Origin of the sequence: Neoalteromonas arenosi (assembly GCF_030362855.1) — a bacterium.
GTDB classification, from domain to species: Bacteria; Pseudomonadota; Gammaproteobacteria; order Enterobacterales; family Alteromonadaceae; genus Alteromonas_E; species Alteromonas_E arenosi.
This window is the reverse complement of the sequence record NZ_JAUCBP010000012.1, coordinates 151,431-163,557: the sequence shown is the minus strand read 5'-3', so window position 1 is coordinate 163,557 and position 12,127 is coordinate 151,431. Positions and strand designations below refer to the sequence as shown.

14 protein-coding genes are annotated in these 12,127 nt (G+C 45.7%); 7 read left to right on the top strand and 7 right to left on the bottom strand.

Features of this window, described 5'->3' with window-relative positions; all coding sequences use genetic code 11:
• The first annotated feature begins 88 nt into the window (after nt 1–88).
• Nucleotides 89–1,177 (top strand): alkene reductase, encoded by a 1,089-nt coding sequence (locus QTP81_RS14405; RefSeq protein ID WP_289366457.1) that lies wholly within the window; start codon nt 89–91, stop codon nt 1,175–1,177.
• Here the strand turns inward: QTP81_RS14405 and QTP81_RS14400 are convergent.
• Entirely contained in the window at nt 1,168–1,611 is a 444-nt protein-coding gene (locus QTP81_RS14400) for an SRPBCC family protein (RefSeq protein ID WP_289366456.1), read from the bottom strand. The genes QTP81_RS14405 and QTP81_RS14400 overlap by 10 nt on opposite strands.
• Before the next feature lie 86 nt (nt 1,612–1,697).
• A complete protein-coding gene (locus tag QTP81_RS14395) occupies nt 1,698–3,482 on the bottom strand; it encodes a trans-sulfuration enzyme family protein (RefSeq protein WP_289366455.1) in 1,785 nt (594 codons plus the stop codon).
• A gap of 166 nt (nt 3,483–3,648) precedes the next feature.
• On the opposite strand from QTP81_RS14395, the gene QTP81_RS14390 reads away from it, so the two are divergent.
• Nucleotides 3,649–4,599, top strand: coding sequence for a D-2-hydroxyacid dehydrogenase (locus QTP81_RS14390; protein WP_289366454.1), 951 nt, complete (start codon nt 3,649–3,651; stop codon nt 4,597–4,599).
• Between the two features lies 1 nt (nt 4,600).
• Nucleotides 4,601–5,185, top strand: a complete 585-nt coding sequence (locus QTP81_RS14385; RefSeq protein ID WP_289366452.1) for a hypothetical protein — start codon at nt 4,601–4,603, stop codon at nt 5,183–5,185.
• A gap of 7 nt (nt 5,186–5,192) precedes the next feature.
• Here QTP81_RS14385 and QTP81_RS14380 read toward each other — a convergent pair whose 3' ends face one another.
• The 4 genes from QTP81_RS14380 to QTP81_RS14365 form a co-directional block, all read right to left on the bottom strand.
• A complete protein-coding gene (locus tag QTP81_RS14380) occupies nt 5,193–5,771 on the bottom strand; it encodes a glutathione S-transferase family protein (protein ID WP_289366450.1) in 579 nt (192 codons plus the stop codon).
• Between the two features lie 76 nt (nt 5,772–5,847).
• Nucleotides 5,848–6,192, bottom strand: a complete 345-nt coding sequence (gene erpA, locus QTP81_RS14375) for an iron-sulfur cluster insertion protein ErpA (protein ID WP_289366449.1) — start codon at nt 6,190–6,192, stop codon at nt 5,848–5,850.
• 258 nt (nt 6,193–6,450) lie between these two features.
• The gene (locus tag QTP81_RS14370; protein ID WP_289366448.1) at nt 6,451–6,918 is read right to left on the bottom strand and encodes a CreA family protein; all 468 of its coding nucleotides are present in this window, start codon (nt 6,916–6,918) and stop codon (nt 6,451–6,453) included.
• A 50-nt stretch (nt 6,919–6,968) separates the two neighbouring features.
• Complete coding sequence (locus tag QTP81_RS14365) at nt 6,969–7,688, bottom strand: DUF6776 family protein (protein WP_289366446.1); 720 nt, start codon at nt 7,686–7,688, stop codon at nt 6,969–6,971.
• 88 nt (nt 7,689–7,776) lie between these two features.
• Between QTP81_RS14365 and QTP81_RS14360 the strand changes: the two genes are divergently transcribed.
• The 4 genes from QTP81_RS14360 (at nt 7,777) to QTP81_RS14345 (ending at nt 11,435) form a co-directional block, all read left to right on the top strand.
• Nucleotides 7,777–9,453, top strand: coding sequence for a chloride channel protein (locus tag QTP81_RS14360; RefSeq protein WP_289366445.1), 1,677 nt, complete (start codon nt 7,777–7,779; stop codon nt 9,451–9,453).
• 8 nt (nt 9,454–9,461) lie between these two features.
• Complete coding sequence (locus QTP81_RS14355) at nt 9,462–9,887, top strand: CopD family protein (protein ID WP_289366444.1); 426 nt, start codon at nt 9,462–9,464, stop codon at nt 9,885–9,887.
• 35 nt (nt 9,888–9,922) lie between these two features.
• Nucleotides 9,923–10,114: a hypothetical protein gene (locus QTP81_RS14350; RefSeq protein WP_289366442.1), complete on the top strand. Its 192-nt coding sequence runs from the start codon at nt 9,923–9,925 to the stop codon at nt 10,112–10,114.
• A 97-nt stretch (nt 10,115–10,211) separates the two neighbouring features.
• Nucleotides 10,212–11,435, top strand: coding sequence for an ABC transporter substrate-binding protein (locus QTP81_RS14345; protein ID WP_289366440.1), 1,224 nt, complete (start codon nt 10,212–10,214; stop codon nt 11,433–11,435).
• Between the two features lie 18 nt (nt 11,436–11,453).
• Here QTP81_RS14345 and QTP81_RS14340 read toward each other — a convergent pair whose 3' ends face one another.
• Nucleotides 11,454–12,086, bottom strand: coding sequence for a UPF0149 family protein (locus QTP81_RS14340; protein ID WP_289366439.1), 633 nt, complete (start codon nt 12,084–12,086; stop codon nt 11,454–11,456).
• Nucleotides 12,087–12,127: the final 41 nt, after the last annotated feature.

Below are 12,127 nucleotides of genomic sequence, written 5' to 3'. Positions count from 1 at the left end.
GTTTATGTTATAACCAATCACTTGGTTGATCGATTCTCAATAGCCTACATATAAGTGATTAATCTTTAATGACCAACGGAGAAATCTTGTGTCACAGACCACTCTTTTTGATAGTTTGGCATTTGCCGGCGATAACCTAAAGAATCGTTTTGTCCTTGCCCCTTTGACTCGCGGGCGCGCTGGCCCAACTCGTGTTCCCAATGCGCTTATGGCGGAATATTATAGCCAACGCTCAACCGCAGGATTACTGATCACAGAAGCAACAACAGTGTCAGCACAAGGTAATGGTTGGGTTAATTCACCTGGTATATATACAACCGAAATGCGTGACGGCTGGCGAGCTATAACTGATGCAGTACATGCAAAGGGCAGCAAAATGATTCTCCAAATGTGGCATTGTGGACGTGCCTCACATAGCGATTTCCACGCTGGCGAATTACCCTTGTCAGCCTCTGCAGTAAAACTCGAAGGCGACCAGATCCACACGCCTGAAGGTAAGAAAGATTACGAAGTGCCACGCCCAATGACAATTGATGATATCGACCGCACAGTTGACGATTATCGGCGAGCAGCTCAGTACGCTATGGAAGCGGGTTTCGACGGTGTCGAGATACACGCCGCAAACGGTTATCTTATCAATCAATTTTTAGACGGTCGCAGTAATCAACGTGACGATGAGTATGGCGGCTCAATTGAAAATCGTATGCGCTTGTTAAAGCGTGTTGTCGAAGCTGTATTGACTGTCTGGTCACCAGACAAGGTCGGTGCCCGGATCTCACCAAACGGCGTTTTTAACGATATGGGCTGTGATGATTATCAAGCGCTGTTCACGGCTGTGGCGAAAACTTTAAACAGTTATAAACTTGGTTATTTGCACGTGATGGATGGCTTGGCATTTGGCTTCCACGAGCGCGGCGAGCCTATGACATTAAGTGACTTCCGACCGTTATTCGACGGCTTAATCATCGGTAACTGTGGATATTCGCAGGAGACGGCCGAAACCGCCCTTGCATCTGGCCAAGCCGACTTGATTGCCTTTGGTCGCCCTTATATCAGTAACCCAGACTTACCGCAGCGCATGGCAAACGATTGGCCTCTAGCCCCTGCTGACGATATGACTTATTGGTATACGGATGGCGCAAAAGGGTATACCGACTATCCCACTTATCAGGCGTAGGTCTCAGTCAATACCAAACGCGACAGCTTCTCTAGGCAGTCTATCCAGCCGTGTTGATGCTGGTCGCGTTCGGCTTCGTTGGCAAAACCACTGTGGGTTAGCGTTAACTCAGTGGTTTCTTCATCTACAGCGACAAAAACCACATCCACTTCGGTGATCAGGGATTCCTCGGCGGTATCAGCCCAAGCCCATGAATAGCGTAAGTGCTCATTCTCGCTGATATTGAGGTATTGACCAATGAGCTGAAATTGCTGACCGCTTGGCTCTTGCATGGTCAGGCTATATTTGCCGCCCTCAACAAAACTAGACATCACTTGCGCGACAACGGATTGGCCGGGTGCAAACCATTGCACGAGTTTTTCCGGTAAAGCGAACGCTTCGAAAACTTCGGCGGTGGAAGCATTTAGGTGAATGGTAAGTGAAAGTTGACTCATAATCGGCCCCTAGTTAACAACCCTAAAGGAGACTATTATCGCCTCCCTTAGAGTTTATCGGCCGATTATAAATTTTCGCCAGTGATTTAGCCCAGTAGCTCCTGCATGCTTGGCATATCACTAAAGTATTGCTGACTCACTGACATAGCAGTGTCCATATAGAGACGCTCGATTTCTTCAGCCGACATAAATTGCTCAGAAAAGCCATTAACAACTGGGTCAATATGCAGCCGAGCTGCATTTACAAAATGCGCTATTAACGCTTTCACGTTATCGGTGCCCATCGCGATCCGCATGGTTGTCATAAATATCTGCGCTTTCTCCTGTTCCGCTCGATCAAGCTCCGAATGCGACGTCAGCGCTGGACATAAAATAATGGTATTGGTTTGACCGATGCTGACTTGATGCCCAAAAGCCGGCTCTAACGCATCAAAGAAACGCACGAAGGTGTCACGATCTAAACCGGCTGATTCCATATCAACTGTAAACAAACTGCACGGCCAGCCATGCTGCATAGTTGCTTGTGAAATAGCGGCATTTTTGTGACTCGCAATAGCGCTTGAATTCACTCTGAACGCTTCGTGTGATTGTAAGAACTGTGTGAAAACAAGCGTATTAATGACCTTACTCATCATACGCTGCGGCAAGGTTTTCATGCCGGTAAGTACGTCAAAGGCTTTTTCTGAGTCTAAGAATGCGCCTTTGATGTAATACACATCCCAAAACATAGTACGTGACCAGTCCCAGCCATTGACGCAATCACCTTTTGATTGAAACATGCGATACGCTTCGCCGATCACTACTCCCGCCGTTGTCGCGCCAGTACCGCAAATATCTTTAGTATAACTGTGAACTACATAGTCCGGGCGGGCTTGTTTGTCTGGATGTTGCAGGGGCTGCGCCAATACCGGCGTGGCCAAAGTACTGTCGAGCATCACCAATGCATCGTGCTGATGCGCAATTTTGGCAATCCCTGGTACGTCGAGTACTAAGCCATGTGGATTACACGGCGACTCAATGTAAACATGCAATGACTTACCGTTGGCTAAGCGCTCTGCGTGATCCTGTTGCGCTTGTTTAAAGCACGCTTCAAACTCTTCTGCGCTATAGCCATCAAACCATACCAACTGAATGTCCATGCGGTTTGCACGGGAAAAGTAGTCGTGTAGTAGCTGGAAAACACCGCCGTAGACATTGCGTGACACCACTAGCACATCACCGTGAGTCAAAACGTTTGACAACATTGCATCGATCGCAGCCATGCCAGAGTTAAAGTTCCATGCTAGGTAGTCCGCTGCAAATGGGCCGGCTTCCATATCAACAATCGCATTGGCCAAAGAAATATTGGTAGGGTTTAACAAGCGTGAATAAATCTGGTGCGTAGATTCTTTGCCTTGGAACGCGTCATCAACCCATTCGGTACAGGCGTAAATATAGGTTGCTGTGCGCACTACTACAGGCGTAGCTGAAAACAATGCCGTGACATTATCAAATAGCGGATAGTGCGATTTGCCCGCGGTTGTGTCTTGACCTGACAAACTTTGATAAGTGGCTCGAAACGGGTTTTGCAATGAGTCGAGAATTTTGGCGATTTGGAAAGACAAGAATTTCTTCGCGTTGAAGTAAGCGACTTTTTCTTTCTGGTCAATGTTATTAAGTGTCTGCTGGGTTATATCCCACAGCTGCATCACGTCGGCCTGACTCTGATACAAATGCTCGGCTGCATTTGCTAGTGCTTGGCCATAGGCTGAATCAGGTTTTATACCAAAGTGTTCCAATTGCTCAGTAACTAACTCGGGGATGGACTCGGCCTGAGTAGAATTGCGTTTCGGCGATAGAATTTTTGCATTCGATAATGTTGCGTTTGACATGGTTTATTATTGTGGTTGCCATTGAATACCCCTGAATATAATTCGTTTCAAAAAACTTTTAAACGAATTATATTCGCTTTGTGATATTTTTATGGATTCTTTAGTCAAGATAACTTTACTATGAGCGTTGTTAGTGAGAGGACACTGATCACAGGAATAAATTGCAATGCCCAATTTGACTATTCTCAGTCGTGATGTACAGCAGTACTGCGATGCCTTAGCACAGATATCTCTACCAGAATTAACTGTGTTGCAAGCCAGTGATGATCCGCAAAGTATTGACCCATCACGCGTAGAAATTCTGCTCAGTGAACCTGATCTGGCTGCCCAGGTTTTACCCCGTTGTCATCAATTGCGTTGGTTACAATCCACTTGGGCAGGAAATAAACCATTGATTGCAAAGCCAAAAAGAGACTATAAATTGACGGCGGTAAAAGGCATTTTCACTGTGGCTATGCGCGAATATGTGTTTGCTTACCTGTTGTATTTCAGTCGTGCAATCGACCGCTTTCATCCGCGCCAGGGCGAGCCTGATTTAAGCCGTCCAATGCAATGGCATCCACCGAAATTCGGCACGCTCGCTGGACGAACATTAGGGATATTAGGCGCGGGTAGCATAGCCTCAGGGCTTGTTCCTTTGGCCAAAGCCTTTGATATGCGCGTGATTGGCTTGAATCGACGCGGTCTGGCTTCGGCCGATTATGATGCGTTGTTCAAGCCCGCGGAAAAATACCAATTCGCTAAGCAAGCAGACTATGTCGTGAGTATATTGCCAGACACCCCAGCAACGGTTGGGTTTATTGATCAAGAGTTTCTTAAACTGCTACCCAAACACTGCGTGTTGATAAATGCCGGTCGAGGTAACGCAATAGTTGAAGCTGATTTACTCAAAGCCTTAGATGAAGGCTGGCTTAGAGGCGCTGTCCTTGACGTGTTCGAAAAAGAGCCTTTACCAAGTCAGCACCCCTTTTGGCACCATCCGCGAGTTTGGGTGACACAGCACACCGCTGCGATATCATCGCCACAGGCAGTGGCGCAGGTTTTTGCAGATAATTATTTACGCTATAACCAACAACAACCGTTAAATTATGAAATCGATTTTGATCAAGGATATTAATATGCGCAAGCAACTTCTCCGTATCGGGCTTTGTTTAAGCTTCTTATACACTTTTCAAAGCCACGCGAATGTAACACCTGCGGATCAATTTTTTGCCAATCTTTCAAAGCTCTGTGGTAAAGCATATGCCGGTACTATTAGCATTGATACGCCCGCCACCGGGGCTTTTGCAGATCAAGCGCTGGTTATGCATGTGCGCGAGTGTACTGATACGACAATCAAGATTCCGTTTCACGTTGGCGACGACCGCTCACGTACTTGGGTAATCGAAAAGACCCTTACCGGTTTGTCATTAAAACACGACCACCGTCACCGCGATGGCAGTGAGGATGATCTCACGCAATACGGTGGCGTAGTCACCGCAGCCGGCTGGCCAACGGTACAATCATTCCCAGCCGACCGTTTTACTGTTGAATTGTTTATCGAACAGGCAATTCCGCAATCGATAGACAACACATGGCAATTATTCCTTTATCCGGAAGTTTTCACGTATCGATTGATTCGCCCGGCGCGGGAATTTCGAGTAGATTTCGACCTAACCAACCCGATTGAGGCGCCACCCGCACCGTGGGGGTTTGAAGACTAGCCATATGCTAGTCTTTGCGCGGATCCGTTGCAGTTACTTCGATTCGATCTGAGTTATCACGATGGAATTGTAGTAATTGCGGCACATTGGATAAATCGTGCAAGGTCCGAAACTCCACCCAATCAATTAGACAATACAAGCAAATTGACGGGTAATGCCAATCATTAAATATCCCTTCTGTGACAAGTGAATCGAGATACTGCAAACTTGTATCAACGCGCTCACGCTGGAGTCGGAAATACATGTGATCCGCATTGGTGTCTATTTCAGAGCGCTCCAGCAATAAGATTTGTACCAGCGAATCATTGACAGCGTCGATAACTGTTAAGTGATTTTCCTGTTCCCAGCTAGGTTTAGGAAACGAGAATTTTTCCGTCAAATAGCGATAAATCATACGCGAATCAAAAATGATTGCGTCGCCGTCTTCTAACATGGGGATTTTCATCGCTGGATTGCGCGCCGCCAGAGTCTCGCGATCGGGGCCATCAAATATCTGTAAATTGATAAATTCGTGCTCGGTATTGGCTAACCAAATGCGCAAGCGACGAACAAAAGGAGACGTTGTTGAACCGTAAAGCTTTAACACAAACAAACCTCAGGCAGTGGTTATTGATTAAAGCGTAGCAGTTGCGCCACAATGGGCGCAACCACATTGGTGTGATTTAAATACTGAAACTCGCACCACAACCACAGGTAGTTGTAGCGTTAGGGTTATTAACTAAAAATCGAGAGCCCTCTAGCCCTTCAGTGTAATCAACAACACCACCAACAAGGTATTGCAGACTCATCGGATCGACCACAAGCGTTACTTCGTCTTTTTCAATGGTCATATCGCCGTCGTTTACTTTCTCATCAAACGTGAAGCCATATTGAAAGCCCGAGCAGCCGCCGCCCGTGATATACACGCGTAATTTCAGATTGGGGTTTTCTTCCTCAGCGATTAAGGTTTTTACCTTTTGCGCTGCGGCATCGGAAAACTCAATCGGCATAGCATTTTCTACAGACACGATTTACCTCTTTACTGCTGTAATAATTCAGCATCGTTAACTAGGCATGATTATCTAATACTTGAGTAATTCTATCAAGTATTGTGAGGTATATGTTAGTGCTAAATTAGGCGTCAACCAATGATTGACATAAGAGGACTAGCAGTACTTTCTGTTGGTAGACATTAACTCGCATTCACCACAATAACCTTGTGCTGCCGGAATGGGATCTCAATACAGGCTGCACAAAAGCTGTTCTTAAGCAGCTTTGGCCCCGAATTAGATGGATGGCGCGCCTACGTATGCATCAGTTTCCCAAAGTGGTACCGTGGATAAACTGTGTTTGTAGCTGCCAGAGGTCTCCTTTGTTGAGTATGACACGTACATTAACGTTTGCGATTCATGATCCAAAATGCGTCGCACCTTCATGTTTTTGAAAAATACGCTTTTAGATTTAGTAAACACAATTTCACCCGAATCGGATTTATCAATAGCGGCGATCATAGCCGCTGTGATTGGTCCCGTTTGTCGGCAAGCAATTGAGCTATCCGACGGATCGGCTAGGTCTAGGTTGGCCTCAATACTGGAAATATGACAGGTTACGCCAGTCACTATTGGATCTTGCAACGCGTCAATCTTAATGTCTTTTGTGGTAAAAATACCCAGCGACACATCACCGACTTCGCTATCAGAGCACGCCAATAAAGCCAATATACTCAACAACACAATCAATAAACGCAATGACATAATTCTCTCTTTGTATTATCTGATGTTAATGTAACTTACAGGATGACAAATTATTGCAACTCTATTTCACCGTTATCGGTAATATTGATATCGAGAGTGCGGCTGTAACTGCCACGTACTCGACGAAACTGGCGAATATCGGTGCTTATTTGTAACCGCTCGGGCACAAAATCAGCTGGTAAGGTAAACACAATATCCATAGTTTGAAAGTATCTGAAGCTGTAATCCATTTGACCGTCGTTACCGACATCTTGTCGATTGAGATTAATACTTGCTGGCTGGCCATTTTGACTGCCGGATATCACTAAGTTCAAACGACCATTGATCGTCCCCTTTACGCGGGTTTGTTGAATCAATACCATGGACAAAGTGTAGTACCCTTCGCTCGCAGCGGCTGTTATTTGCACACCATCGGCACTAAATCCTTGCTCACTCAATTCCGGCGCGACAACATTCTGATAAAAAGTGACTTGCTCTTTCAATGCGCGCTCGCGCTCTAAACCATCGCGAATTCTCTCATCCAAAGCTTCGTTGGCCAATTTAGCAATTTCAAGTTGCGCACTTAACTCATTAGAAGTGGTCACCAAGCGCTGGTTTTCTGCGGCTAAATTTGCAGCGGTGTTTTGGCTTATCGCCAATTGACGAGAGAGGTAATCAAAGCTGAGTTGCGCCAATTGAAAACCGATGTAAAGCATCACCAACATAACCAAGACGATAACCAAGGTGTATCGCGTTTCACTCAATTGTGTGCGTAACTGCTGTAAATTCATTGTTTATTTTTTTCTAAAAGATACCGAACACTATTAAATACAAGCACTTGTGGTATTCTAAACACCTCGACTCCGGCATAGAATCAAGATGACTCTTCAAGCACTGCGACACGAACTTGCTCATCCTCGCACCAGCGTTCAGTTGTGCGTATTGGGTATCGTGGCGGGTGTTAGTGCAGCATCGGTTATTATTTTGTTCCGATTGTGCTATGAATGGCTACAATTGCAAGTGCTAAGTGAATATGGTGATTACTCCGGCACTGATGCTTGGATCCGTTTAGTTATGCCATTGGTTGCTGTGGTAGGAATCTTATGCGTCGCCTATTTGACCGGTTTTCGCCATTATCGCTTGGGGATCCCTTTTGTTATTCATCGGGTTAAGTACCACTTTGGCCACATCCCTTTTCGCACCACTATTAATCAGTTTCTTGGCGGCATGTTCGCGCTGGCCGGCGGCTTTTCAGTGGGTCGTGAAGGACCTTCTGTGCATCTTGGAGCAGCAGGTAGCAGCTTTATCGGTCAATGGCTAAAACTGCCCTATAACAGCATTCGAATCCTTGCGGGTTGTGGTATTGCTGCAGGTATTTCAGCATCATTTAACACGCCTTTTGCAGCCGTCATCTTTGTCATGGAAGTTGTTCTGCGGGAATACAAAATTCATATTTTCGTACCGGTGATGTTAGCCGCTGCGTGTGGTTCATTGTTAACCCGGGCCGTGTTTGGCGAATTCAATGAGCTGGCGTTTTTAACCTTTGCGGATTTCAACCCTTGGCTCAATGCCTACTTAGTTGTACTTGGGATCTTACTCGGTTGCTTAGCCTCGTTATTTAATCGCAATTTAATGTTAGTTATGCGTTTTTTCCGACCTGTGCGAATGCATTGGCGTTTAGTCTTAGCCGCAGTGATTACCGCTAGTGCTGGCGCACTGGTACCTGACGCTATGGGCGCCAGCTTTGAAACCGTTGATCAATTGTTTGAGCGCGACCCAGGCGTGGTATTGCTCGGCGTCGTCGTCATCGTCAAATTCTTGCTAACCATTACGGCAATTGGCTTAGGTGTTCCAGGCGGAATAATGGGGCCGGTCATGGTGTTGGGCATGCTCGCCGGTGCACTATTACTAATACCTATAAGCTATCTAACTAACACCGAAGGACTTACCAGCAGCTTTGCATTATTAGGCGTTGCCGGCATGTTAACCGCAGTTCTGCACGCTCCTTTAGCAGCGTTATCGGCAGTAATGGAGTTATCCTACAGCCCCCAGATCATTCTTCCTGCGATGCTGGTAATTGTGCCGGCCTACGTTACCTCTACTCAGTTCCTGAAAAATCGTTCAATTTTCATTCAGCAATTAGATTATCAAAAGCTCCCTTACGCCACTTCGTCGGTTCGAGAGGTACTGCAAAAAACCGGTGTCCTCGCTGTGATGGATCAAGAGTACAAGTTGTTTTACGATGCACCAGACAAAGCGATTTTAGCCTTCTTAGATAAAGCGCCTACACACCCTGTGGTGCAACGTTCTAGCTTTGAAATTGATGTGCAATATATGCTGGTAGAGTACAATGTCTCATTAGAGCACGACGCTAACCCATTGACCTATACATCAATGGCTGGGCTATCCCATCAAGCAACCTTGTCGGAAGTATTTGAAAGTTTGCAGTCAGCGCGAAGCGGTGCCGTATATATATATCAAGATACGCATGATCAGTTACTCGGCGTGATCACCTGGAATATGCTGCAATCTTACTTAATGAAAGAGCAATACTGAGGTAACAAATGTCAATCCTGTGGTTAAAAGCATTACATATTTTCTTTATGTTGGCTTGGATGGCCGGGCTATTCTATTTACCCCGTTTGTTTGTCTATCACGCCAGTACTGACAATGCCCAAATAAAAGCGCAATTTTGCGTTATGGAACGTCGTTTGTGGTGGTTCGTTACACCTTTTGCTGTGCTCACTGCCGTTTTTGGAATTGCGTTGATCGTTAGTTATGGCATGGCATGGTTTAAAGCCTCACATTGGCTTCATATTAAATTGTTATTATTACTTGCGATTTATGTATATCACTTCTATTTATTAAAGGTACTGAAGAATTTCGCATCGGGTAAACCCGCAAGAAAACCTATTTTTTATCGAGTACTGAACGAGGCACCAGTGTTGTTAATTTTAGCCATCGTTGCATTGGCAGTGTTAAAACCCTAGGCGACAACCAACATCAGGAAAAACTGGAACAAGATATGGACGTCAACAATTCACATTTAAAGCGCCTAATTGACAAAACTGACGATGCCTTCAAAGATTTAATGCGTGAACCACAGTCGTCCGATCTAAATCAGGCATACGAGGCCGCAAAAAACGAACTCAATCGCTATTTGGTTTCCATTCGTTCGCAAGTGAAAAGTACTCAAACACAAAATGACGAACGCTAGATCATCCATCAGATATACTCTTTGATTAACGCGCTGGCTGAAAGTTAATTTCTGCACTACGCTATAAGCGGGCACTCTTTGAATTACGTAGGATTGAATGCTAGCAAACTACCCATTCGTTTGGTTACAACGAGTCGCATCTACAGTGCTTCTAACATTAGGGTTAAATACCCACGTGCTTGCCGATGATAGAGTCATTAGAGTTGCTTTTCTGACTGCCGACCCCGTTCAAATAGAGGCTCTCGACCTCTGGTCAAAACGATTTGAGATTGCCAACCCCGGTTACGTGCTCGATGTAAGAGCCTACAGTGACGCCAGCTTTAAGCGAGACTTAAAGTTCTGGCTCGACAACGGACAATTCGATGTAATTCATTGGCAAGCCGGACGTCGACTTACCGACTTAATTGAGCAGCAATATTTAACGTCAATGGAAGAAATTCTTGAAGCTGACTTTATGGCAACTCATTTGCCCGCCAATATACTCGAACAGGTTCAAACTGATAACAAAGTGTTTGCAGTTCCATTTGCTCAATATTTGTGGGGCTTCTATTACAACAAAGATCTATTCAAGGCTCTGGAACTAACACCGCCAGAGACATGGGCGGACTTTCTCACTATTTGCAGTACATTGAAGAGCAATGGTATTGCTCCATTGGTCCAACCCAATATCGAAGGCTGGGAAACCCAAGGTTGGCTCGATTTTATCACCATGATGATAGGGGGTGCGCCATTACGCCAAGCGCTGGTATCTAGACAACCACTTAGTCAAACTATGAGTGATAACGTCATTCAAACTTTTGGTTTCTTGGTAGATAACGGTTACTTCTTTTCGGGGGCAAATGAATGGCGTTGGCAACAAGCTTTTCCAATCATTGGTCGAGAGTTGGCAGGGATGACTTTGACCGGACAATTTGCCGAAAAATTCATTAGCCCAGAAATTACTCACAAAATTGGTTTTTTTCCATTTCCCGATAGTGTGAACAACGGAACAGTAGCACCGCTCGATGTCTTTATCGTTCCCAAAGGTACGGAAAACTCTGACAATATTGCTGTACTTTTTGAATTTCTAATGCGGCCAGATGTGGCAAGCAAATTTGCGTTAGACCTCGGGTGGCTGCCGGTGGATTTGGTAAATTATACATCGTTTGCATCAGATGAGAGAATTGACGTGGCAGTTGATCACCTCATAAATGCTCGTACCATTCGACAGTATTTCGATCGCGATGCCGAGCAAGCCTACGCCAAACAAGTGCACTCCGCCATTCGCTCGGCGATTGCAACGGGTGATAGTGACTACTTACTATCCATCATGCAACAATAACCGTGGACACTCGCTCTTTCAGTCTAAGCGCTTAGTAAAGGATTCAAATTGATTGGGTAAGTAGCTAGCCAGCGTGTCGGCGAGCGCTTGATACTCTCCCAAAGCACGTGGAAGTGTTTTTGCCACTGCCGGCAAACTCTGCTGCAAGGCGGTATCTCCACTGGCGATCGCAGATGGATCTGCAAGTACTGAAAACACTTTTAAACAATGTTTTAACTGTTGCGCAGCCTCTTCAGCTTGTTGCTGCGAACTACTTTGCATTAACTCCCAAGCCTGCTGCCAAAGTGGCTGCAATTGCTGATGAGCAAATAAGAAGCCTGTCAACCATTGGGCTTGTTTTGAGCCGGCACCAAGGGATAAATCGAAGTTGTAATCTTCAGGTAGGAGTACCTTACTTTCGCGCATATTTGCCAACGTTTCTCGCAGCGCGTTGATCAATGCTTCGGTAATTTGATCAAATGTAAATTGCTGTCCTGCTGCATCCTCTTGTTGTAAACCCAATTCCGGTTGAAACGTCCATGGCATCCACTGCGGCGGCAATGGGATCTCGGGACTACAAGCAGCAGCCCCAATTACCCCTTCAACAAAAGGTCTAGGTCTCAGCAGCGCGGCTGCATGACGGTTTGTGTAGAGCGTATGTAATGCCGACAACAAGTACTCCTTAAATGCGCGAGGTTTACAGCAAGGGTAGA